The sequence below is a fragment of the Cupriavidus sp. 10L43_2 genome, from assembly GCF_056395265.1.
On the sequence record NZ_JBFTJE010000029.1, the window covers coordinates 1 to 23,106 of the forward strand.

Below are 23,106 nucleotides of genomic sequence, written 5' to 3' on the forward strand. Positions count from 1 at the left end.
AGTTATCCAGAGCTACCTGGACGGTCAGGCAGGCTATGGTGAGATCGCCAAACGCCATGAAATAGACAGCGGAACAGTACGGCGCTGGGTGGCGGGATACCGCCTGCATGGCGCGGCGAGCATCAAACGGAAGTACACGCACTACAGCGCCGAGTTCAAGCTTGCCGTGCTGAAGCGGATGCGAAGCCAGCGGTTGTCGCATCGCGAAGTCGCAGCATGGTTCGATATTCGCAACTTCGGTGCGATTGGCATTTGGGAAYGCCAGTATGATGCAGGGGGTATAGAGGCCTTGTCATCGCGCCCAAAAGGGCGTCCCAGGAAGATGTCGCCACCCACTCCCAAAGCAAAGCCACCGAAGCCATCTGGTGATCGCACGCGCACGCGCGAGGAGCTCATTGACGAGCTGAACTACCTGCGCATGGAGAACGCCTACCTAAAAAAACTCGACGCCTTAGTTCAAGCGAACAAGAAATCTGCGCAACCCAAAAAGCGCAAATAGTGCTTGAGCTAAGGCGGCAGTATCCATTGGCGGGGCTGTTGAAGGTCGCAGGCCTGGCACGAAGCACCTTCTACTATCAGCAAACAGTACTTCAGGCGCAGGACAGGTATGCGGAACTGAAGGCAAGAATCCGTGAGCTGTTTGCGCAGCACAAAGGTCGCTACGGCTACCGCCGCATTACGGCGGCGCTTCGGAAAGCGGAATGGATCGTCAACCACAAGACGGTTCAGCGCCTGATGAAAGCCATGGGCCTGAAGTCTCTCGTCCGGCCAAAGAAATACCGTTCTTACAAAGGTGCGGTGGGCCGAGTTGCGCCCAACGTGTTGCAACGGCAGTTCCACGCCGGGCGTCCGAATCAGAAATGGGTAACCGATGTGACCGAATTTAGCGTCGCCGGCGAGAAGCTATACCTCTCGCCGGTGCTGGACCTGCATAACGGCGAGATCGTCGCATACGAGATGGCCAGGCGTCCGTTGTTCGAGATGGTAAGCAAAATGCTCAAGAAGGCGTTTGCTCGACTCGGCCCCAAGGACCGACCGATCCTGCATTCGGATCAGGGCTGGCAATACCAAATGGCGTCCTATCGATCGATGCTCAAGCAGCRCAGTGTCCGTCCCAGTATGTCGCGCAAAGGTAACTGCCTCGACAACGCTGCCATGGAGAGCTTCTTCGGCATCCTAAAGTCCGAATTCTTCTACCTGAACAAGTTCACCAGCATCGAGCAACTGCAGGATGGACTGCGCCAATACATTCACTACTACAATCATGACCGCATCAAGCTCAAACTAAAAGGGCTGAGTCCCGTGCAATACAGGACTCAGCCCTTTCCGGCCTAGCCATCAACCGTCCAACTTCTGGGGGTCAGTTCACCCCGGATAGCGGGCGACGGCCGTCGGCAGGTACTCGCGCGAGCCATTGACGATGACCTTGAGCCCGCGCGCGAGCCAGTCCTCGATCTCCACGCCGATGCCGTAGTCCAGCCCATGGCTGTGCCAGTGCAGCGCCATGCAGCCGAGCGCCCGACGGCGCGCGAACTCGTCCGTGGACAGCGCCACCGAGGCCTCGTTGGCATCGGCGGCGCGCGTGATGTAGCGATGGGCCACCACCACGCGGTCCTGCGGGCCCAGCCGCTCGCGCAGCGCGCGCAACAGCGAGTCCTTGCCGCTGCCGGAGGGGCCCATCACGTAGAACAGGCCGTGGCCGTCCGCGTGGGGATCAGTGTGGGGATTGGCGCGGGTATAGATCGTCATGATGCGAGCCAGGCTGCACCGGCGCCATCGCGCGTGCTGCCGTTAAAGCCATAGTGGCGCGCGACGAGGAAGTCGGCGCCGGGCTCGGGCTGCACAAACACGGCGATGCCATCGACATGCATCGGCGCGCTGCAGAGCTGCTGGCTGGCCGGCGCGAGTTGCGCGATCGCGGCGGCTTCCGCAGCAGCGTCGAGCATGCCGGTGAGCGTGATATGGAAGGTGAAGGTCTCGAACACGTAGGGGTAGCCCCACGCCTCGAGCATGCGCCGCTGGGCGGCGCTCAGTTGGTCCGGCTTGCGCTTGCGCAGCTCCGCCTCGGTGGGCGGCGCGCGGAACGGTTCGAAGGCCAGCACGCAGCCATCGGCCAGCGCGTGCATCTGGCGGGCGCCTTCGTGGCTCTCTGTGCCGTCATCGAGACACCACGCGAGGAAGCCGCGCAGCGCGCGCAGCGTCAGCCGGGCGTGGAAGGCATCGACGCCATGCGCGAAGTCACGCGCGGCGGCATCGAGCATCGGGCCATCCGTGCCCGCCGCCAGCCGGAACGGCGGCTTCAGCGTGGCGTGGAGGCCGTAGTGGGCGGGCGCCGCCACCCAGGCATCCGGGCGCGGCCCGAGATCCTTGGGCAGTGGCAGCGGCGCGCCGGTATCGGCATCGCGCCCCAGCCACTGCGCGCCGAACGTGCGGAACGGCTCGGCCGGCGCCAGGTAGATCGCGAAGCGCGGTGCGGCCATCGTCATGCGGCCAGACTGCCTTCGTCGCCATCCGCCGTGTAGCGGGCCTCGGCGATGTCGATCATCGGCAGCACGCGCGTGGCGTGCTTCAGCTCACCGTTGACAATGGTGCCGCACACGCGTGGCAGGCCCGGCACGCTGTCATCGACCAGGATGGCGTCGGCGCGCAGCCCCGGCGCGAGCACGCCCCGGTCGCGCAGGCCAGCCGCGCGGGCCGGGTTGCGCGAGACGAGGTGCCACGCCTCGGCCAGCGAGACCGCGCCAAGCTGCGCGAGCTTGAACGCGGCCTGGATCGGCGCGGGGTAGTAATAGTCAGAGGCCAGCACCGTGCACAGGCCCGCCGCCACCATCTCGGTGGCGTTGGGGGCGCCGGTGTGGCTGGTGCCGCGCACCACGTTGGGCGCGCCGAACACGGTTTCGTCGCCGATCTGGCGGGCGAGCTTTGCGACCTCGATGGTCAGCGGGAACTCGGCGATATGACAGCCCTGGCGGTGATAGTGCTGGCGCGTGGCGAGGTCCGGGTCATCGTGCGAAGCCACCGGCAGGCCCGCCGCGCGGGCGGCCGCGATCAGGCTGGACACGCCCGCCGGCACGTCCTGCGCGTTGCGGCTGGCCGTGCGCAGGCGCGTACGGAAGGTCTCGGGGTCGCACTCGGCGCGCTCGGCGTACTGGGCCAGCTTGCTGTCGTTGGCCATCTTGCGCGCCATCATCGGCAGGTGATCGTTGATGGCGAGCAGGCCGACGCGGCCATCGGCCATCCAGGACAGCGCGGTCTCCACGCCGGCGAGGTGATAGGCCTCGAAGCGCAGGTGCACCTTGTGGGAAGCGCCCAGCACCGGCTGCAAGTGCGCCAGGGCATCGAACATGCGCAGCGCGTAGGCTTCGCCACGCAGGCCGCCTTCCCAGGAGAGCGTCACGCCGTGGAATTCGGTCGTGATGCCGTGCGACAGCAGTTGGCGGTCCACGTCGAGCAGCGCGCCCGCGTACGGGAAGCTCACGCCGGGGCGCGGCATCACGGCACGCTCGAAGGCATCGCCATGGATGTCGACGATGCCGGGCAGCACCAGCAGATCGCCCGCATCGATGCAGGGGCCGCTCTCGGGCGCCTGCTGCGGCGAGGCGACGCTGCCGTGGTCGAAGCCCAGCGTTGCCGGGCCAATGGCGGCCGCGCCCAGCACACGGCGACCCGTGATGCCGGCCAGCCGCGCCGAATGAGTTTGGTTTGTCGTAGGCATGGGCAACACACTACCCCTGGTTGATGACACTCGCATGTCTACACCGGATGTCTAGACCAATGCGATGCAAGCGCCGCACTCGCGGCGCACCCGGATTCAGTCGCTGTCGGAGACGGTGAGCTGCACCCAGTCTCCGGCAAAGCGGGTCATGCTGTATTGCAGCGGTGCGCCGTCGATGTCCACGTTGAGCGCTTCCACCTGGAGCACCGGCCGCGTCTTGGGCTGGTTCAGCAGCCGCGCCACGGGGGCGCTCGGCATGGCGGCGGTGATGCGCGACCACTTGCGCGTGTAGTCGGCAATGCCGAAGTGCGCCAGCGCGCGCGAGATCGACAGCTTGGCGCGCACCTGCTCCTCCATGCCCGGGAAGCGCTTGGGGTCGAAGTAGTGCTCGGCCACGTCGATGGTCCGCTCCTCGGCCTTGCCCACCATCTGCACGTGCAGCACGTCGGCATTGCGCGCCAGACCGAGGTGCTTGGCCACCTCCGGCGCGCGGATCACCTGGCTGCCCAGGATCTCCATATGCCCGCGCATGCCCTGCGCGGCCAGGTTCTGCGAGAACCGCGTGCGGCGCCCAATGGCGTAGTCGATGGCGTGCTCCTGCACGAAGGTGCCGCGCCCCTGCTCGATGCGCACCAGACCGCTCAGCTCCAGCTCACCCATGGCGCGCCGGATGGTGTGGCGGTTCACGGCAAAGCGCGTGGCCAGCTCCGGTTCGGGCGGCAACTGCTCGCCAGGGCCATAGAGCTTGTTGCGGATGTCGTCCGCCAGCGCCTCGCCAATCTGGCGCCACACGGCCACGCCGGAGCCACGTTCGACTTCCCGTTCAGACATCGCTTCCCTCTTTCATCATGCTTTCATCGTCATTCAATACCGTGCGATTGTGCCTCACACGGAGCGCCCGCGTGGCGTGCCCGATCAATCCGCTCCGGGTCGGCCAGCGCGTCATGAAAGCTTCATGTGGCTGTGGTCTAGTATCGCCGTGTTGTGGTATTTTACATCTAAACGTATAGACGTATAGGGGTGATGATGCAAAGCGAAACCAATGCGGCACGCGCCGCATGGCTGCGAACCCTGGCTCTGGCGCGGTCTGACGCGCTGGAAGCGGCCTACGCGCGGCTCGGCGAGGCGGCGGCACTGCCGGCCTACCGCCTGCTGCGCAAGCCGGAGTCGGGCATGGCCATGGTGCGAGGCCGCGCTGGCGGCACGGGCGCCCAGTTCAATCTGGGCGAGATGACCGTCACGCGCTGCGCCGTGGTGATCGAGGATGGCGAAACCGGTGGGACCGCCGGCGTCGCCTATGTACAGGGCCGTGGCACCCGCCACGCCGAGCAGGCCGCCGTGCTGGACGCCCTGCTCCAGCTTCCGGCCTGGCACCAGCGCGTGACGGACCTCGTCCTGGCCCCGCTGGCGCAGGCCTTTGCCGACCGCGCAGCGCAGCAGGCCGCCACCGCCGCGCAGACGCGCGTCGAATTCTTCACGATGGCACGCGGAGAGGACTGACATGCCCACCACGCAATCGAATCTGCCGAACTTCGGCACCCCGGCCGCCTCGCTGCTGCCCGGTTTCGACAATCCGGTCGATGACGCCCAGCAGGTGTTCCGCGCCACGCTGGAAGCCTTCGCCCATCCGGGCCGACTCGCGTCGCTGCCGGCCACCAGCGGCGTGCCCGAGGGCCTCTCGCCCGCGCTGGCCGCGCTGCTGCTGACGCTGGCCGACCCCGACACGCCGGTCTGGCTGCCCGCTGACGTCTCCGCCCCGGCGCGCGCCTTCCTGCGCTTCCACTGCGGCTGCCCGCTGGTCGATCAACTGGACGCCGCCACCTTCGTCTGCGTGCCGGCCGGCCATGCGATGCCCGCCCTCGCCGACTGCGCCCAGGGCCAGCCGGCCTACCCGGACCGCTCGGCCACGCTGATCGTCGAAGTGGCCTCGCTGACCGAAGGCGACACGCTCACGCTGCGCGGCCCCGGCATCGAGACCACGCAGGCGCTGACCGTCACCGGCCTGCCCGCCGACTTCCAGGCCAGCTGGGCCGCGAACAACGCCGGCTTCCCGCTCGGCGTCGACCTGCTGCTGGCCAGCGGCGACCAATTCTGCGCACTGACGCGCACCACGCACCTGACGCACGGGGAGAACTGACATGTACGTAGCCGTGAAGGGAGGCGAACGCGCCATCCTGAACTCGTACCAGATGCTCGACACCTATCGCCGTGGCGATACGTCGGTGCCCGAACTCACGCTCGCCCAGATCCGCGAGCAGATGCCGCTGGCCGTGGCCCGCGTGATGGCCGAAGGCTCGCTCTACGACCCGCACCTCGCCGCCCTCGCCCTCAAGCAGGCCGCCGGCGACCAGATCGAGGCGATCTTCCTGCTGCGCGCCTATCGCACCACGCTGGCGCGCTTCGGCTACACCCAGCCGCTCGATACCGGCACCATGCGCCTGCAACGCCGCATTTCGTCGACGTTCAAGGACGTGCCGGGCGGCCAGGTACTCGGCCCGACCTACGACTACACCCAGCGCCTGCTCGACTTCTCGCTCGAAGCCGGCCGCGACCCGGAACCGCTGCCGCCGTCCGCCCAGCCGCTGGCCGCCGGCATGCCGCGCGTGACGGGCCTGCTGGAAGCCGATGCACTGGTCGAAGCCGACGCCATCCCGCCCGGCGACCCCGCCCCGCCGGACCTGACGCGCGAGCCGCTGACCTTCCCGGCCGACCGCGCCGCCCGCCTGCAGAACCTGGCGCGCGGTGACGAGGGCTTCCTGCTGTCGATGGGTTACTCGACCCAGCGCGGCTACGGCAACTCGCACCCGTTCGCGGCCGAGATCCGCTACGGCACGGCCGAGGTGGAACTGTTCGTCGAGGAACTGGGCTTCGCCGTGACGATCGGCGAGGTCGAGCTGACCGAGTGCCAGATGGTCAGCCAGTTCAGTGGCAATGCCGACGAGGCGCCCCGCTTCACGCGCGGCTACGGGCTGGTGTTCGGCTACAACGAGCGCAAGGCCATGTCGATGGCGCTGGCGGACCGCGCGATGCGCGCGGCGGAGCTGGGCGAAGCTGCCGACGCCCCTGCCAACGACATCGAATTCATGCTCTATCACAGCGACAACGTGGAGGCCTCGGGCTTCGTCCAGCATTTGAAGCTGCCCCACTACGTCGACTTCCAGGCCAACCTGGAACTGCTGCGCCGCCTGCGTGCCGAGCAGGAAGCCGCTGCGCCCAACGCCGCCGCCCCGGCCGCGCCGCATGCCGCCGCGCAAGCCGCCACCCAAGAGGAAACGCTGGCATGACACAGACCATCGCCCATCCGGCCACCGTCGCCCGCGACGATCATTACAACTTCGGCTACCTCGACGAATCCACCAAGCGCATGCTGCGCCGCGCGCTGCTCAAGGCCGTGGCGATTCCGGGCTACCAGGTGCCGTTCGGCAGCCGCGAAATGCCGCTGCCCTATGGCTGGGGCACCGGCGGCATCCAGGTGACGGCCGCCATCATCGGCAAGCAGGACGTGCTGAAGGTGATCGACCAGGGTTCCGACGACACGACGAACGCCATCAACATCCGCCGCTTCTTCGGCCGCGTGACCGGCGTGCAGACGACGGAGCGCACCGCCGAGGCGTCGATCATCCAGACCCGTCACCGCATTCCGGAAACGGCACTGCGCGCAGGCCAGACCATGGTCTACCAGGTGCCCATTCCCGAGCCGCTGCGCTGGCTGGAGCCGAGCGAGACCGAGACGCGCACCATGCACGCGCTGTCCGAGTACGGCGCCATGCACGTGAAGCTTTACGAGGATATTGCCCACCACGGGCATATCGCCACGACCTACGACTATCCCGTGATCGTCAACCAGCGGTACATGATGCGTCCGTCGCCCATTCCGAAGTACGACAACCCCAAGCTCGACCGCAGCCCCGCGCTGATGCTGTTCGGCGCTGGCCGCGAGAAGCGCGTCTACGCCGTGCCACCGTACACCTCTGTCCGGAGCCTCGATTTCAAGGATCACCCGTTCACGGTGGAGAAGTGGTCGAGCTGCTGCGCCCAGTGCGGCGCCACGGACAGCTACCTCGACGAAATCATTACCGACGACGCCGGCACCCGCATGTTCGTCTGCTCCGACACCGAGTACTGCGCCGACCGCCAGGCCGCGCAGGCCGTGGAAGCCGCGGGAGTGTGCCAATGACCGCCACGCCGCTTCTTTCCGTCCGCCACCTCACGCGCACCTGGGACGGCCTGCACGGCTGCCACGACGTCAGCTTCGACCTCTATCCGGGCGAAGTGCTCYGCGTGGTCGGCGAATCCGGCTCGGGCAAGAGCACGCTGCTGCAGGCCCTGTCGATGCAGGCGCCGCCGCAGCGCGGCAGCGTCAGCTATGACATGCGCGAATCGGGCCTGACCGACCTCGCCACGCTCTCCAGCGCCCGTATGCGGCTGCTGGCGCGCACCGACTGGGGCTTCGTGCGCCAGCATGCCCGCGACGGCCTGCGCATGCAGGTCAGCGCCGGTGCCAACATCGCCGAGCGCCTGATGGCCGTGGGCGAGCGCCACTACGGCAACCTGCGCGAAGTGGCCGGCGCCTGGCTCGAGAAGATGGAAATCGATCTGGCCCGGCTGGACGACGTGCCCGGCACGTTCTCGGGCGGCATGCAGCAGCGCCTGCAGATCGCGCGGAACCTCGTCACCCATCCGCGCCTGGTCTTCATGGACGAGCCGACCGCCTCGCTCGACGTCTCCGTACAGGCCCGCCTGCTCGACCTGCTGCGCCGCCTGGTGACCGATCTCGGCCTCGCCGCCGTGCTGGTCACCCACGACCTGGCCGTCGCCCGCCTGCTGGCCCACCGCACGCTGGTCATGCAGGGCGGCCGCGTGGTCGAACAGGGCCTGACCGACCAGATCCTCGACGACCCCCAGCATCCCTACACCCAGCTGCTGGTCTCCTCCATCCTGCAAGGCTGACGACGATGTCCACCGACAACCTCCACACCCCTGCCGAGCGACTGATCGAGGTACGCGGCCTTGGGAAGATGTTCACGCTGCACAACCAGGGCGGCATCCGCCTGCCCGTGCTGCGCGCGATCGACTTCGACGCCGCGCGCGGCGAATGCCTCGTGCTGTCCGGCCGCTCCGGTACCGGCAAGAGCACGCTGCTGCGCTGCCTCTACGGCAACTATCTGGCCACCGAAGGCACCATCCGCCTGCGTGATACCAGCGCCGAAGGCGCGCCGTGGGTCGAGCTGACGCAGGCCCCGGAGCAACGCATCCTGCACCTGCGCCGCCATGTGATCGGCTACGTCAGCCAGTTCCTGCGCGCCATTCCGCGCGTCTCGGCGCTCGACGTAGTGGCGGAGCCGCTCGAACAGCGTGGCACCTCGCACGAGGCAGCCCGCGCCCGCGCCGCCGTGCTCCTCGAACGGCTGAACCTGCCGCGCCGCCTCTGGGACCTGCCGCCGGCCACCTTCTCGGGCGGCGAGCAGCAGCGCGTGAACATCGCGCGCGGGCTGATCGGCGGCCATCCGATCCTGCTGCTGGACGAGCCCACCGCCTCGCTCGACGCCGACAACCGCGCCGTGGTGATCGGCCTGATCCGCGAAGCCCTGGCCGAAGGCCGCGCGCTGATCGGCATCTTCCACGACGAAGCCGTGCGCGACGCCGTGGCCACGCGCCTGCTGCCGCTGCAACCCGCTACCGCCATCGCCTGACGGACGACCGCCCCCATGACCACCACCTACCTGACCCACGCCACGCTGGTCCTGCCGGACCGCGTGCTGCAAGACAGCGCCCTGCTGATCGAGGATGGCCGCATCGCCGCCATCGAACCCGCGCCGGCTGCCGTGCCGGCCCACGCCACCGTGATCGACCTGCGCGGCCACGCGGTCATGCCGGGCCTGATCGATGTGCACTGCGACGCCATCGAGAAGGAAGCCGAGCCGCGCGCCAATGTGCTGTTCCCGCTGGACTTCGCCGTTGCGCAGGTGGACCGCCGCAACGCCGCCGCCGGCATCACCACGCCGTACCACGCGCTCTCGTTCGCCAGCAACCAGTTCGGCGTGCGCAACAACGAGACGGCCGCCACGCTGGTGCGCACCGTGGCCGCGTACCGTGCGAGTAGCCTGGTCGACAACCGCATCCACTGCCGCTACGAGGTGACCGACGCCGCCGCCGTGCCCGTGCTCGAAATGCTGATGGCCGAAGGCGTGGTGGACCTGCTCTCCGTGATGGATCACTCCCCGGGCCAGGGCCAGTTCAAGACGCTGGACGCCTATCTCTCGTACATGATGGGCAACCACGGCATGAGCCGCGAGGAAGCCGCCGACGCCGCCGCCAAGAAGACGGCCGAACTGGACGGCGCGCACGAGCGCGTGAACCGGCTGGTGGCCCGGGCGCACGAGCTGGGCATTCCCACGGCCAGCCACGACGACGACAGCCCCCAGCGCATTGCCGCGATGCAGGCACTCGGCGTGCGGATGAGCGAGTTCCCGATCAACCTGGAAACCGCCCGCGCGGCGAACACGCATGCGCTGCCGACCATCCTCGGCGCCCCCAACGTGCTGCGCGGCAAGAGCCAGAGCGGGTCGATGCGCGCCATCGACGCCATCCAAGCCGGGGTGGGCAACATCCTCTGCTCGGACTACCAGCCGTCCACGCTGATCGCCTCGGCCTACGCCGCGGCGCGGCAGGCCGATCTGCCGCTCAACGAGGCGCTGGCGCTGGTCACCGCCAACCCCGCCGACGCCTGCCTGCTCGACGACCGGGGCCGCCTGGTGCCGGGCCTGCGCGCGGACCTGATCGCCGTGGCTACCGTGGCCGGGCAGCCGATGGTCACGCACACGTGGTCGGCGGGCCGGCTGGTGTTCTCGGCCGGCTACCCGGCTGGCGCGGTGCAGCATGCCGTGCCGCGCGAAGCCATGCGCGAGGTCGCCTGATGGGGACCGGACTTCCCGCCGGGTTAGCCGCCGGACTGGCGCAGGTGGTGGGGGTCAGCCGCAGCCCCGTGCACGGCTTCAGCAAGCCGCGCGAGACGTCCATCCGGCTGCTGCCCGGCATCGGCGTGGAAGGCGACGCCCATGCCGGCACCACGGTCAAGCATCGCTCGCGCGTGGCCGTGGACCCGACCCAGCCGAACCTGCGTCAGGTCCACCTGATCCACGCCGAGCTACACGCGGCGCTGGCGGCGGCCGGGTTCGACATCGGTTATGGGGAACTGGGGGAGAACATCACCACGGCCGGCATCGACCTGCTCGGGCTGCCGGTCGGCACTCGCCTGCGGATTGGCGATGCGCAGATCGAGATCACCGGGCTGCGCAACCCGTGTGCGCAGATCGAGCAGTTCCGTGAAGGGCTGCTGAGTCAGGTGGTGTATAAGGATGCGCACGGCGAGATCGTGCGCAAGGCTGGCGTGATGGGCGTGGTGGTGGCGGGCGGCGTGGTGCGGCCCGGTCAGGGTATCGAGACCACCCTGCCGCCGCTGCCGCACAGGCGGCTGGAGCGAGTCTGACAAGTACGAGACCCGGCACGTGCCGGGCATTCTCTCACTATAGATTGCCGGAGCCGGCGCGCTCCTCAGGACTTGTCCCGATCCCCTCCCGCTCGCGTTCCGGCCGCCGTCCTCTATATATATAAGGGAGGCGGGCCGCCATGCATGACGGCCGGATCGCACCGAGGAGCCAGCATGCCGTTCAAACCCACACTGCCAGCCATGCTGGCTGTTTTTTTGTGCGCGGCGTGCACGCCGCCGATGCTGGCCGACCGCTCGGCGCCCATGCAGGGCCCCACCGCCCCCAAGCCCTACCCACCGCCGCCTGAAAGCCGCGCCACGCCCATCGCGGCGCGCGTGATCAACCTGTCTGGCAGTTGCAAGCGCACCGAGGAGGATGGCTTCCGCGAAGACGCGTTGGTCAAGGTCACGGGCAATGCCGTGCAGACGCTGAAATGGAAGCTCTGGGTGTCCCGGAAGGGTTCGTGCACGTTCGATCTGGAGGATTTCAAGCAGGTACAGCAGACGCCACACATAGAACTGCATGCAATTGACGGCAGCGGCTGCAAGCTGATGGTGTGGCAGGACCCGCGCCGGGTGACGCTGGCCCATGCCCGCTGCGAGAAGCACTGCACGCCGGGTATCTACGAGCAGGCGTGGCCGGTGCTGTTCGACCCGAAAAGCGGCGCTTGCGCGGAGATCCGGTAAATCTGACCGGCGCCGCCCCTCGGGTGATCGGAGGAAGTTACTGCTGGGTGGCGAACTGGATGCGGTGCAGGCCCGCGTAGAGCCCGTTGGCGGCGAGCAGTTCGGCATGGCTGCCATGCTCGGCCACGCGGCCCTGCTCCAGCACGACGATGCGGTCGGCGTTCTCGATCGTGGACAGCCGGTGGGCGATCACGAGCGTGGTCCGCCCCACCATCAGCGACTCCAGCGCCGCCTGCACCTGCCGCTCCGATTCCGAATCGAGCGCGGAAGTCGCCTCGTCCAGGATCAGGATCGGCGCGTCCTTGTAGATCGCGCGCGCAATGGCCAGCCGCTGGCGCTGGCCGCCGGACAGCTTCATGCCGTTGTCGCCAATATTGGTTTCCAGCCCCTCCGGCAGCCCCTTGACCGTATCGGTCAGGTAGGCCGCTGCAAGTGCACGCTCCACGCGTGCCATATCGATCGCTTCTCGCGGATGCACGCCGTAGGCCACGTTGGCCGCCACGGTGTCGTTGAACAGCACGACATCCTGGCTCACGAACGCGATCTGGCGGCGGAGGTCGGTCAGCGCGAACTGGGCGATGGGCTGCCCGTCGAGCAGGATCCGGCCGTCGGTCGGATCGAAGAAGCGCGGCACGAGGTTGACCAGCGTGGTCTTGCCGCTGCCGGACGGACCGACCAGCGCCACCACCTCGCCCGGGGCCACCCGGAAATTGACATGCTGGAGCGCCGGCCGGCCGGCGTCGCCATAGCGGAAACCGACGTCCTCGAACACCAGATCGCCCTTGGCACGKTCCAGCCGCAGGCCTTCGGTCTGCGGCTCGATCGGCTCGTCGATGAGCCGGAAGATCATCTCGGCGGCGGTCAGCCCGCGTTGCAGCGGCTGGTTCAGGTCGGTCAGGTGCTTGAGCGGCGAAATCAGCAGCAGCATCGCCATGACGAAGCCGGTGAAGCCGCCGACCGTAGTCTGGTTGCCCTGGGCCTGGATCATCGCGATGGTCAGGATCACGGACAGCGCCAGCGACGCCAGGAACGCGGTGACCGGCTGGTTCAGCCCGCCCGCCACGGCCATGCGCATCGAATAGCCGCGCAGGCGCTCGGCCATGGCCTCGAAGCGCGACTGCTCGTAGGTCTCCCCGCCATGCAGCTTGACCACCTTGTAGCCGCCGGCGGCTTCCTCGACCACGTACGCGGCCTCGTTGGTCAGCGTCTGGTGGTCACGGTTCAGCCGGCGCAGGCGCCGGTTCACCTTCGACATGACGAAGCCGATCACGGGCAGCAGCACCGCCACCACCAGCGTGAGCCGCCAGTTGGTATAGAACAGGTAGATCAGCAGCGCCAGCACGGTCAGCGAGTCACGCACCAGCGTGATCAACACCCCGGTCAGGATCTGCATCACCTGGTTGACCTCGAAGATCACGGCATTGATCAGCGACGCGGCGGTGTTGCGGTGGAAGAACAGCGCGGGCGCCTGCAGCATCCGGCCGAACATCTGCATGCGCATCTTGAACAGCACGCGGTTCGAGATCTGGGCCAGCAGGTAGCCGGACGCGAACTGCGCCACGCCACGGACCAGCGCCACGCCGGTCAGCAGCGCGGGCACATGCCAGAGCTTGCCGGCGTAGTCGCCGCCAAACCCCTTGTCGAGCAGGTCGTTGACAACCTTGGGGATAATCCCCTCGCTGGCGGCCACCAGCGCCATGGCGAGGATGGCCAGCGCGAACACGCGCATCTCGGGCTTCAGGTAAGCCCAGACCCGCTTGAGGGTGTCGGCTTCCTGGGGCGTTTGTTTATTGTTTTCGTTCACGATGACTCCGCCCCGCTCGCACGGGGGGTTGTGCCTGCCAAGACTGCGACAACCGCTAGAATGGCGTTCCAAAAGGGGAACCTTGCAAGCATCTCTATGAAAATCTCTGTCGTACTGATTACGAAAAACGAGGCACACAATATCCGGGAGTGCCTCGAAAGCGTCTCCTGGTGCGACCGCGCGATTATAGTGGATTCGGGCAGCACGGACGGCACCGTGGAGGCCGCCCGCGCCATGGGTGCAGAGGTCTACGAGACCGCCACGTGGCCCGGTTTCGGCCCCCAGAAAAACCTTGCCCTCTCCAAGGCCCAGAGTGAGTGGGTCCTGTCCATCGACGCCGACGAGCGTGTCACGCCCGCGCTGCGCGACGAGATCCTGGCCGCCATCAGCTCCGGCCAGGCCGATGCCTACGACATGCCCCGGCTCTCGCGGTTCTGCGGCCGGTTTATCCGCCACGGCGGCTGGTATCCGGACCGCCTCACCCGCCTGTTCCGGCTGGGCAAGGCCCGCTTCACCGATGACCTCGTCCACGAGAACGTGGTCACCGATGCCGCGGTGGCGCACCTGCGCTCACCGCTGCTGCACTACACCTACGACGACTTCTCGCAGGTGCTGCGCAAGATCGATCAATATTCAACGCTCGGCGCCAAACAGGCCTTCGCACGCGACAAGACCGCCTCGCCGGCCAGCGCCCTGCTGCATGGCAGCTGGGCCTTCCTGCGGACCTACCTGTTCCGGTGCGGCTTCCTCGACGGCCCGCAGGGGCTCGGCGTGGCGCTGATGAACGGGCAGGCCAGTTACTACAAGTACGTCAAGCTGTGGCTGCTGCACCGGCAGGCAACGGAGACACCCCCGCCATCAACCGATTTGCCACCACGCTGAACTCCCGCGCGGTGGGCCCGAAGCCCATCTGCTCGATATGGACCGCCGCGTGTGCCAGCAGCGCGGCACGCAGCGAGGCATCTCGCAGGCCGCGCCCGATTGCATCCGCCAGCGCCGGCGCATCCCCGACAGGCACCAGCAGTCCCGCCCGGCCCTCGTCGAGAATCTCGCGCGGCCCGGTCGGGCAGTCGGTACTGACCACGACCTGACCCACCGCCAGCGCCTCCAGCAGGACGTTCGGCAGCCCTTCCATCTTCGAACTGAACGCCATCAGGCGCGCGCGCCGGATCCAGGCGTACGGATTCGACTGGAAACCCTGGAACGTGACGCGGTCGGCAATGCCGAGCGACCCGGCCAGCGCCTCAAGCTGCGGGCGGGAGGCGCCATCGCCGACGATGACCAGCCGGTCCTCGATGCCATCCGCCACCAGCCGCGCGTAGGCGTGCAGCAGCGTGGTGAAGTCCTTCTGGCTTTCCTCAAGCCGCCCCACCGACACCACGAACGGCCCGGCCGGCGCATCGACCGGCGCCTGGGCCTTCTCGCGGATACTGTCCAGATCGATCGGGTTGTAGAGCCGCACGAAGCGGTCCGCGGCCTCGGGAATCAGCGCCTGCGCATCGCGCAGCATGCTGTCGTTGAGCACGACCACGGCGTCGTAGTGCTCGCGGCACTGGCGCCGCAGCTTGCGGAGCTTGCGGGCATGCCCGCGCGCAAGGTGCGCCACGCTGAAATGCTGGTAGCCCATCATCGGCACGGGCAGCTTGCCCGTCAGCCGTGACACGGACATGTCGTAGTCCACCACCAGGTCATAGCCCTGCAGAATCTTGCGGAAGCGCCGATTCATCAGCGGCTTGCGCACCGGTGGCAGTAGCAGTTCCTCGTAGATCTTGCCGAGCGGCCCGAGCTTGCGCTTCTTCTTGAGCTGCCGGCAGTGCGACAGCCAGGCCTCGGGCGCCAGAACGTGGACCTTCACGTCCTTCGGCAATCTCTCAAGAAAATGCGAGGCCAGCTCGTCCGACGGATAGGTGATCGTCAGCCCGATCTCGAACTGGCCGCGGTCCAGCGAGTTCAGCAGCGAGACCAGCGCGGTCTCGATACCCCCATGCAGCAGATGGGTGACGTGGAACAGGATGCGACGCTTGCCGCCCTGCGTCATCGATCGCACCGCCGCCTCAGCCATAGATCATCCGGACGCTGTCGCCCAGCGCATTGCGGAAGGTGGTCAGGGCGTCGTCCGACGGGGTGACCTGCCATTGGTCGCCCAACGTGGCCTCGCACTGCGCGGTCTTGTTGACGTAGCGGATACGCACCGGCACGCCCGGCGTACGAGCCGTGTTGGCGAGGTACGGCGTCAGCAGTTCGCGCAGCCGCTCGGTGGAGGCGTTGCCGTTGAAGCCCAGGCAGACCGCGTCGGCATACTTGGCGCGCGCGGCCACGAGGTCCATCACCGACTCGGCCGTGAACCGCACGCCGCCGGTGAAGGTATCGTGACGGGCATTGCCCTGCGCGATCAGCAGTTCATCCTCGCGGAACATGTGCCGGTTCGCGTCGAACAGTTCGTTGAACACGGTCATCTCGATCTGGCCCGTGCCGTCGTCGAGCAGCACGATCAGCATCTTGCCGCGCTGGGTCATCTGCGTGCGGATGCCGGTGATGACACCCGCCACGATCTTGCCCCGCACGTCGCGGCCATAGCCGCCGCCGTTGCCCTGTACTTCCTTTTCGAGCCCGGCCAGCGTGCCCTTGACGAAGCGGCGTACCTCGTCGCGCCACGCATCGAACAGATGGCCGGAGAAATAGTAGCCGAGCGCCTGCTTTTCCTCCTGCAGCGTGCGCTTGGCCGTCCAGCGCGGCTCGTCGAGCAGCTCCGGGCGGTGGGCATCGCCGGCGTCGCCCATCAAGTCGAACAGCGACACCTGGTTGGCCGACTCCGCCTTCTGCTCGGCCGCCTCCATGGCGATGGACACCGAGGCCAGCAACTGGGCACGGTTGTCATTAAGGCTGTCGAACGCGCCGGCGCGGATCAGCGCCTCGATCGTGCGGCGATTGACCTGCCGGCGGTCCACGCGCTCGCAGAAATCGAACAGGTCCGCGAACGGCTTTTCCTCGCGGGCACGCAAGATGTCCTCGATCGCGCCCTGCCCCGAGCCCTTGATGCCGCCCAGACCATAGCGGATGGTCTTGGCATCGGTCGGGGCGAAGCGGTATTCGCTGGCGTTGACATCGGGCGGCAGCACGGCGATGCCGTTCAGTCGGCAATCCTCGTAGAGGATCTTGACCTTGTCCGTATCGTCCATGGCCAGCGACATATTGGCCGCCATGAATTCGGCCGGATGGTGCGCCTTGAGCCACGCCGTGTAGTACGCCAGCAGCGCGTAGGCGGCCGCGTGCGACTTGTTGAAGCCGTAGCCCGCGAACTTCTCCATCAGGTCGAAGATGTCGTCGGCCTGCTGTGACGACAGCCCGTTCTTGTCAGCACCCTCGCGGAACAGCTCGCGGTGCTTGGCCATCTCCTCGGCCTTCTTCTTGCCCATGGCGCGGCGCAGCAAGTCGGCGCCACCGAGCGAGTAGCCGCCGATGATCTGCGCCATCTGCATCACCTGCTCCTGGTAGACCATGATGCCGTAGGTCTCCTTGAGCACCGGTTCCACGCGCGGATCGGGGTACTCGACCTTCTCGCGGCCGTGCTTACGGGCGCAGAAGCTCGGGATCAGGTCCATCGGACCCGGGCGATACAGGGCCACGAGGGCGATGATGTCCTCGAAGCGGTCAGGCTTGGCGTCCTTCAGCATGCCCTGCATGCCCCGGCTTTCCAGCTGGAACACCGCCACCGTGTTGGCGGTCTTCAGGATGTCGAACGCGGGGCCATCGGCCAGCGGGATCTGGCTGCAGTTCCAGTCGGCCTTGCTCGGATCCAGCCGGCGGATGTAGCGCTCGGCCCAGTCGAGGATGGTCAGCGTGGTCAGGCCCAAGAAGTCGAACTTGACCAGGCCGGCGGCTTCCACGTCGTCCTTGTCGTACTGGCTCACCACGCCGCTCATGCCGTCGTTCTGGCCACCCTGGGTGTAGAGTGGGCAGAAATCGGTGAGCCGGCCCGGCGCGATCAGCACGCCGCCGGCGTGCATGCCCACGTTCCGGGTCATGCCTTCCACGCGCTGCGCCAGCTCCAGCAACTGGCGCACCTCTTCCTCGTTGTTCTCGCGCTCGGCCAGGACCGGCTCTTCCTTCTTGGCTTCCTCGATCGTGACGAGCTTGCCCGGCTTGAACGGAATCAGCTTGGCCACGCCGTCGACAAAGCCATAGCCGAGGTCCAGCACGCGGCCCACGTCGCGCACAGCCGCCTTGGCGGCCATGGTGCCGAACGTAGCGATCTGCGACACGGCGTCCTTGCCGTACTTCTCCTTCACGTACGTGATCACGCGGTCACGGCCGTGCTGGCAGAAGTCGATGTCGAAGTCGGGCATCGAGACCCGTTCCGGATTCAGGAAACGCTCGAACAGCAGCGCGTACTTGAGCGGGTCCAGGTCGGTAATGCCCAGCGCGTATGCCACCAGCGAGCCAGCGCCCGAGCCCCGGCCCGGCCCCACCGGCACGCCGTTGTTCTTGGCCCAGTTGATGAAGTCCGCCACGATCAGGAAGTAGCCCGGGAAGCCCATCTTGATGATGGTACCGGTCTCGAACTCCAGCCGCGCGTAGTACTCGGACCGCTGCGCCTCGCGCGTGGCTTCGTCCGGGAACAGCACGGCCAGACGCTTCTCGAGGCCCTCGCGCGCCATGTGGATCAGGTAGTCGTCGAGCGACATGCCGTCCGGCGTGGGGAACAGCGGCAGGCGCGGCTTCCCCAGTTCCAGCGTCAGGTTGCAGCGCCGCGCGATCTCGACGGCATTCTGCAACGCGGAAGGAATGTCCGCGAACAACGCGCACATCTCGTCCTGCGTCTTGAAATACTGGTCGGTCGTGAACTTGCGCGTGCGGCGCGGATTGGCCAGCAGTTCGCCCTCGGCGATGCAGACGCGGGCCTCATGCGCGGTGAAGTCGTCCGGCGTCATGAACTGCACCGGGTGCGTGGCCACCACCGGCAGCTGCATTGCGGCGGCCAGTTGCACGGCCTGCTGGACGTAGGCATCGGTGCCGGGGTGCCCGGCCCGTTGCAGTTCGATATAGAACCGCTGCGGGAACACGCGCGCCCAGTGGTCGGCGGCCCGGCGGGCGCCGTCCTCGTTGCCATTGGCCAGCGCCTGGCCGATATCGCCGCCCATGGCGCCGGACAGCGCGATCATGCCGGTGGCCAGCGGCAGGCCTTCCTCGCCCGGTTCGTCGAACCAGCCCGGCTCGATCTCGGCGCGCCCCTTGTGCTGGTTGCCCAGCCACGCGCGCGACAGCAGCATGCACAGGTTCAGGTAGCCACGGCGGTCCTGCACCAGCAGCAGCATGCGCGCGGGCTTGTCGCGGTCATCGGCGTTGGTCAGCCAGACGTCTGCGCCCACTACCGGCTTCACGCCGTCTCCGCGCGCTTCCTTGTAGAAGCGGATCAGGCCGAAGGCGTTGGCGAGGTCGGTCAGGGCGAGCGCGCCCATGCCATCCTTGGCGGCGGCCTTGACGGCATCCTCCAGGCGGACGATGCCGTCCACGACGGAGTATTCGGAATGCAGGCGGAGGTGTACGAAGCGGGGTGCAGACATAGGGCGCCATTGTACCGGCTCCCCCCGCCTGAAAACTTGAGACTTTTCGGAAAATGAGGGGCTGGGACGACGCCTGGCCCGGTCCGGAGTGCCTGGAAACAGGGTGTCGGCCAGGCCCGCAAGCGGCTATAATTTCGCCTTTCCAATCAGGCAGTTATCGCGCGGCCCGCCGCGCGGTCCGGCAGCACCCATCCCATGCAGATCGTCAATATTTCCGCTTACAAATTCGTCACGCTGGACGACATCGAGACCCTGCGTCCGGAAATGCGCGCGCGCTGCGAGGCGGCCGACCTCAAGGGCACGATCCTGCTGGCGCCCGAGGGCATCAACATGTTCCTGGCCGGCCCGCGCGACGCCATCGACACCTTCATGGCCTGGCTCCACGCCGACGCCCGCTTTGCGGACATCGCGCCCAAGGAGAGCCTGTCGGACAACCAGCCGTTCAAGCGGATGCTGGTGCGCGCCAAGAAGGAAATCATCACGATGAAGATGCCGCTGATCCGCCCCGAAGCGGGCCGGGCGCCGTCCGTGCGGCCCGTGGATCTCAAGCGCTGGCTCGACCAGGGCCACGACGACGCCGGCCGCCCCGTGGTGATGCTCGATACACGCAATGCGTTCGAGGTGGCCGTGGGCACCTTCGAGAACGCGGTGGAATACGACATTGCGAAATTCAGCGATTTCCCGCCCGCCATCGCCGCCCACAAGGCCGAGCTGGAGGGCAAGACGGTGGTGTCATTCTGCACCGGCGGCATCCGCTGCGAGAAGGCCGCCATCCACATGCAGGAAGTGGGGATGGCGCACATCTACCAGCTCGAAGGCGGCATCCTGAAGTACTTCGAGGAAGTGGGCGGTAGCCACTACAAGGGCGACTGCTTCGTGTTCGACTACCGAACCGCCCTGAACCCCAATCTCGAGCCGGCCGGCCCGGTGCAGTGCTTTGCCTGCCGCGCGGTGGTTACGCCTGAGGAACAGCAACAGCCCAGCTATGCGGTGGGCAAGCAATGCCCGCATTGCGCGACGCAGGCCGGTCAGGCAGCCGCCTGACGCCTGCGTCCCGCCTGGTAATACGCCGAGTTCTTACGCGGCGAGCAGGTGATAGAGGTTGCGCAGCATGCCCGCGGTGGCGCCCCAGATGAAGCGGCGGCCGCCTTCCTCGCGCGGGTACGGCATCGAATAAAACTGACGTTCGCCGTCCGCCCAGCGCAGCAGCCGCCGCTCGTGGCGTGAGGGGTCCATCAGGAAGGCGAGCGGCACCTCGAAGATGTCCGCCACTTCGCCGGCATCGGCCTCGAGCGCGAAGCCGGTGCGCACCAGCCCCACAATGGGGCTGACGTGGTAGCCGGTACCCGTGATGTAATCAGGGAGCGAGCCGAGCACCTCGATATAGTCCCGATCCAGCCCGATTTCTTCCTTCGTCTCACGCAGCGCCGTGGCGATGCGGTCCGCATCGTAGGTCTCCTGCCGGCCGCCCGGAAAGCTGATCTGGCCCGCGTGGGCGTTGAGGTTGGCGTTGCGTTCGGTCAGCAGCACGGTCAGGCCGTCGGCGCGGTCCACCAACGGCACCAGCACGGCAGCTTCGCGCAGGCCGCGGCTCCGGTCGTAGACGCGCGACTCATCGGTCAGCTCGGGTTCCCAGGCTGGCGGCGATAGCAGGCGGTGGCGGATAAAGTCCGGGCGCATCCGGGGCGCCGAGAGCGGCGCGCGTTGGGCGTCGGTGCCGATGACCGGCAAGGTTTCTGGGTCGAATTTGGGGCGCATGACACCATTGAGTATGACAGAAGCGCGCCATGTCGCGCTGCAGCACACATATAAGCAAAAAGGACACCCGAAGGTGTCCTTTCCGAATCCGATACGGCACCGGTTGCCCGGCGCCGGACGGCATCGCCTTACTCGGCGGCAGCAGCCTTCGCAGCCTTCGAGACCAGCTTTTCCTTGATACGTGCCGACTTGCCCGAACGCTCGCGCAGGTAGTACAGCTTTGCACGGCGCACGTCGCCACGACGCTTCACTTCGATGCCGGCGATCAGCGGCGAGTACAGCTGGAACGTACGTTCCACGCCTTCACCCGACGAGATCTTGCGCACGATGAAGGACGAGTTCAGGCCACGGTTACGCTTGGCGATCACGACGCCTTCGTAGGCCTGCACGCGCTTGCGGGTGCCTTCCACGACGTTCACGTTGACGATCACGGTGTCACCCGGGGCGAACGCGGGAATGGTCTTGTTCGCGGTCAGGCGCGCAATCTCTTCCTGCTCGATTTGCTCGATGATGTTCATCGTTTTTTCTCCATTACCATCATGCCAGCGTTGTATGCCCCAGGACTTGTCCCGGGCCCCGGCAGAGGATGGGGTTTTCATTTGGCGGGAGCGAACTCCCGCCCTGCTTTCGCCGTCCACTCCGACAGAAATTTCTCATCGGCCTTGGACAACAACCCTTGACCACGCGCCGCCTCGATCAAATCGGGACGCTTGCGCGCGGTGTTGGCCAGCGCCTGCTGGCGCCGCCATTTCTCGATCTCGGCATGATGGCCCCCGAGCAAGATATCGGGCACCCGCACACCTTCATATTCTTCCGGCCGCGTGTAGTGCGGACAATCGAGCAGGCCGTTGACGAAACTGTCCTGCACGGCCGACTGCGCATCGCCCAGCACGCCGGGCAGATGCCGCACCACCGCGTCGATCAGCGCCATGGCCGGCAGTTCACCGCCGGACAGCACGAAATCGCCGAGGCTGATTTCCTCGTCCACGCGACGCTCGATCAATCGCTGATCGATCGCCTCGTAGCGACCGCACAACAGCACCAGGCCAGGCCGCTGCGACAGCGACATCACCTTCTCATGCGTGAGCGGGGCGCCCTGCGGCGACATCAGCACCACATGCGGGACTGCCACACCGGCTTCCGCCTGCGCCGCGGCCGCCGCGTCGATCGCGTCGTCCAGCGGCTTGGCCAGCATCACCATGCCAGGACCACCGCCGTAAGGCCGGTCGTCGATGGTGCGGTAATTGTCGACCGTAAAGTCGCGCGGATTCCAGGTGCGCAGCGCGTAACGCTGCTGCTTGGCCGCCCGGCTGGTAATGCCCCAGTCGGTCAGCGCCCGAAACATCTCGGGAAACAGCGTGATTACATCGAACTGCATCCGCGGCCCCTTGGTGTGCTTCGGTACTTCAGTAGTCGAGCCCCCAGTCCACCACGATGCGCCGGGTGGTGGTATCCACCGTGCGCAGGAACGCGTCCACGAACGGCACCAGCCGCTCGCCGGGCTTGCCATCCGGCAGCGTGTACGCCACCTGGAGGATCTGGTGGGCACCATTGTCGATCAGGCCGGATACCTCGCCCAGGGTTTCGCCCTGTTCGTTGAGCACGGCGCAACCGATCAGGTCGACCCAGTAAAACTCATTCTCTTCCGGCGGCGGAAAATCCGCGCGCCGGATCCAGACGCGACGCCCTTTCAGGGCTTCGGCAACATTGCGTTCCGCTACGCCGGTGGCCTGGGCCACCACGGTGCCGCTATGCTCGCGCGACTGGGCAATCTTGACGCAGAGCGCCTCGTCCGGCTGTGCCGGCGCCACCACCACGCCGGCCTGCGGCGCACGAAGCAGCCACCAGCGGCGGGCGTGGAGCAATGCGGAGGCGTCGTCCGCGTGCGGCTGGACCTTGATCCAGCCACGGATGCCATAGGCGGCGCCCACATAGCCCACTTCGACGAGATCGTCGGGCAGGCTGTCGGTGAACAGCAGCGCTGCGGGCAGCTTGCGGGGCTTGGGCGGCTGGCCCGATACCTCGGCCTGCGCCGCGGTACCTTGCCGATTTAACGGCTTGCGGCCGGGGGCGTTGCCAGTCACTGAGA

At 67.1% G+C, this 23,106-nt stretch carries 22 protein-coding genes and 1 pseudogene; 12 read left to right on the top strand and 11 right to left on the bottom strand.

All coding sequences use genetic code 11. From position 1 onward, the window contains the following. Positions 1–1,335, top strand: a protein-coding gene (locus AC1DEL_RS26700) for an IS3 family transposase (RefSeq protein WP_477159222.1) whose coding sequence is annotated in 2 segments (ribosomal slippage) — positions 1–449 and positions 449–1,335 — 1,336 coding nt annotated over the 2 segments. Because the reading frame shifts where the segments join, the coding sequence is not laid out codon by codon here. This gene is flagged as partial in the annotation. A gap of 36 nt (positions 1,336–1,371) precedes the next feature. On the opposite strand, the pseudogene AC1DEL_RS26705 reads toward AC1DEL_RS26700, so the two are convergent. The 4 genes and pseudogenes from AC1DEL_RS26705 to phnF all read right to left on the bottom strand — a co-directional run. After that, positions 1,372–1,749 (bottom strand): annotated as a pseudogene (locus AC1DEL_RS26705) (phosphonate metabolism protein/1,5-bisphosphokinase (PRPP-forming) PhnN); the annotation flags it as partial. Further along, positions 1,746–2,486 carry a DUF1045 domain-containing protein gene (locus AC1DEL_RS26710; protein WP_477126439.1) on the bottom strand — a complete coding sequence of 247 codons (741 nt, stop codon included), beginning with the start codon at positions 2,484–2,486 and terminating at the stop codon, positions 1,746–1,748. The pseudogene AC1DEL_RS26705 and the gene AC1DEL_RS26710, both read right to left, overlap by 4 nt. Further along, entirely contained in the window at positions 2,483–3,715 is a 1,233-nt protein-coding gene (locus AC1DEL_RS26715) for an alpha-D-ribose 1-methylphosphonate 5-triphosphate diphosphatase (protein WP_477126440.1), read from the bottom strand. The genes AC1DEL_RS26710 and AC1DEL_RS26715 overlap by 4 nt, the downstream gene beginning before the upstream one ends. A gap of 96 nt (positions 3,716–3,811) precedes the next feature. After that, a complete protein-coding gene (phnF, locus tag AC1DEL_RS26720) occupies positions 3,812–4,546 on the bottom strand; it encodes a phosphonate metabolism transcriptional regulator PhnF (RefSeq protein WP_092301989.1) in 735 nt (244 codons plus the stop codon). 192 nt (positions 4,547–4,738) lie between these two features. Between phnF and phnG the strand changes: the two genes are divergently transcribed. The 9 genes from phnG (at position 4,739) to AC1DEL_RS26765 (ending at position 11,891) form a co-directional block, all read left to right on the top strand. Further along, positions 4,739–5,215, top strand: a complete 477-nt coding sequence (phnG, locus tag AC1DEL_RS26725) for a phosphonate C-P lyase system protein PhnG (RefSeq protein ID WP_092301986.1) — start codon at positions 4,739–4,741, stop codon at positions 5,213–5,215. 1 nt (position 5,216) lies between these two features. Further along, entirely contained in the window at positions 5,217–5,852 is a 636-nt protein-coding gene (phnH, locus tag AC1DEL_RS26730) for a phosphonate C-P lyase system protein PhnH (RefSeq protein ID WP_092301983.1), read from the top strand. 1 nt (position 5,853) lies between these two features. After that, positions 5,854–6,999, top strand: a complete 1,146-nt coding sequence (locus tag AC1DEL_RS26735) for a carbon-phosphorus lyase complex subunit (protein ID WP_477126441.1) — start codon at positions 5,854–5,856, stop codon at positions 6,997–6,999. Beyond that, positions 6,996–7,892: an alpha-D-ribose 1-methylphosphonate 5-phosphate C-P-lyase PhnJ gene (locus AC1DEL_RS26740; RefSeq protein WP_477126442.1), complete on the top strand. Its 897-nt coding sequence runs from the start codon at positions 6,996–6,998 to the stop codon at positions 7,890–7,892. The genes AC1DEL_RS26735 and AC1DEL_RS26740 overlap by 4 nt, the downstream gene beginning before the upstream one ends. Next, the gene (gene phnK, locus AC1DEL_RS26745; RefSeq protein ID WP_477159223.1) at positions 7,889–8,665 is read left to right on the top strand and encodes a phosphonate C-P lyase system protein PhnK; all 777 of its coding nucleotides are present in this window, start codon (positions 7,889–7,891) and stop codon (positions 8,663–8,665) included. Before AC1DEL_RS26740 ends, phnK begins: the two co-directional genes overlap by 4 nt. Before the next feature lie 5 nt (positions 8,666–8,670). Further along, positions 8,671–9,408, top strand: a complete 738-nt coding sequence (gene phnL, locus AC1DEL_RS26750) for a phosphonate C-P lyase system protein PhnL (RefSeq protein WP_477110809.1) — start codon at positions 8,671–8,673, stop codon at positions 9,406–9,408. Positions 9,409–9,423: 15 nt separating this feature from the next. Beyond that, positions 9,424–10,632 (top strand): alpha-D-ribose 1-methylphosphonate 5-triphosphate diphosphatase, encoded by a 1,209-nt coding sequence (locus AC1DEL_RS26755; protein WP_092301971.1) that lies wholly within the window; start codon positions 9,424–9,426, stop codon positions 10,630–10,632. Further along, positions 10,632–11,204, top strand: a complete 573-nt coding sequence (locus AC1DEL_RS26760) for an MOSC domain-containing protein (RefSeq protein ID WP_441645054.1) — start codon at positions 10,632–10,634, stop codon at positions 11,202–11,204. Before AC1DEL_RS26755 ends, AC1DEL_RS26760 begins: the two co-directional genes overlap by 1 nt. A 174-nt stretch (positions 11,205–11,378) precedes the next feature. Beyond that, complete coding sequence (locus AC1DEL_RS26765; RefSeq protein ID WP_092301965.1) at positions 11,379–11,891, top strand: hypothetical protein; 513 nt, start codon at positions 11,379–11,381, stop codon at positions 11,889–11,891. A 37-nt stretch (positions 11,892–11,928) separates the two neighbouring features. On the opposite strand, the gene msbA is transcribed toward AC1DEL_RS26765, so the two are convergent. Next, entirely contained in the window at positions 11,929–13,695 is a 1,767-nt protein-coding gene (gene msbA / locus AC1DEL_RS26770; protein WP_477159224.1) for a lipid A export permease/ATP-binding protein MsbA, read from the bottom strand. A gap of 96 nt (positions 13,696–13,791) precedes the next feature. On the opposite strand from msbA, the gene AC1DEL_RS26775 reads away from it, so the two are divergent. Next, a complete protein-coding gene (locus tag AC1DEL_RS26775) occupies positions 13,792–14,577 on the top strand; it encodes a glycosyltransferase family 2 protein (RefSeq protein WP_477126443.1) in 786 nt (261 codons plus the stop codon). Here the strand turns inward: AC1DEL_RS26775 and AC1DEL_RS26780 are convergent. After that, positions 14,507–15,757: a glycosyltransferase gene (locus tag AC1DEL_RS26780; protein WP_477105078.1), complete on the bottom strand. Its 1,251-nt coding sequence runs from the start codon at positions 15,755–15,757 to the stop codon at positions 14,507–14,509. The genes AC1DEL_RS26775 and AC1DEL_RS26780 overlap by 71 nt on opposite strands. Then, positions 15,750–19,259 (bottom strand): DNA polymerase III subunit alpha, encoded by a 3,510-nt coding sequence (dnaE, locus tag AC1DEL_RS26785; RefSeq protein ID WP_477126444.1) that lies wholly within the window; start codon positions 19,257–19,259, stop codon positions 15,750–15,752. The genes AC1DEL_RS26780 and dnaE overlap by 8 nt, the downstream gene beginning before the upstream one ends. 195 nt (positions 19,260–19,454) lie before the next feature. On the opposite strand from dnaE, the gene AC1DEL_RS26790 reads away from it, so the two are divergent. Beyond that, positions 19,455–20,303: a sulfurtransferase gene (locus AC1DEL_RS26790; protein WP_441593610.1), complete on the top strand. Its 849-nt coding sequence runs from the start codon at positions 19,455–19,457 to the stop codon at positions 20,301–20,303. A gap of 33 nt (positions 20,304–20,336) precedes the next feature. On the opposite strand, the gene AC1DEL_RS26795 is transcribed toward AC1DEL_RS26790, so the two are convergent. The 4 genes from AC1DEL_RS26795 to rimM form a co-directional block, all read right to left on the bottom strand. Continuing rightward, entirely contained in the window at positions 20,337–21,017 is a 681-nt protein-coding gene (locus AC1DEL_RS26795) for a CoA pyrophosphatase (RefSeq protein WP_477126445.1), read from the bottom strand. Positions 21,018–21,145: 128 nt separating this feature from the next. Then, entirely contained in the window at positions 21,146–21,535 is a 390-nt protein-coding gene (rplS, locus tag AC1DEL_RS26800; RefSeq protein ID WP_092301947.1) for a 50S ribosomal protein L19, read from the bottom strand. Between the two features lie 77 nt (positions 21,536–21,612). Then, on the bottom strand, positions 21,613–22,395 hold the full coding sequence (gene trmD / locus AC1DEL_RS26805; protein WP_092301944.1) for a tRNA (guanosine(37)-N1)-methyltransferase TrmD: 783 nt from the start codon (positions 22,393–22,395) through the stop codon (positions 21,613–21,615). 28 nt (positions 22,396–22,423) lie between these two features. Then, positions 22,424–23,101 (bottom strand): ribosome maturation factor RimM, encoded by a 678-nt coding sequence (gene rimM, locus AC1DEL_RS26810; protein ID WP_092301941.1) that lies wholly within the window; start codon positions 23,099–23,101, stop codon positions 22,424–22,426. Between the last annotated feature and the right edge of the window lie 5 nt (positions 23,102–23,106).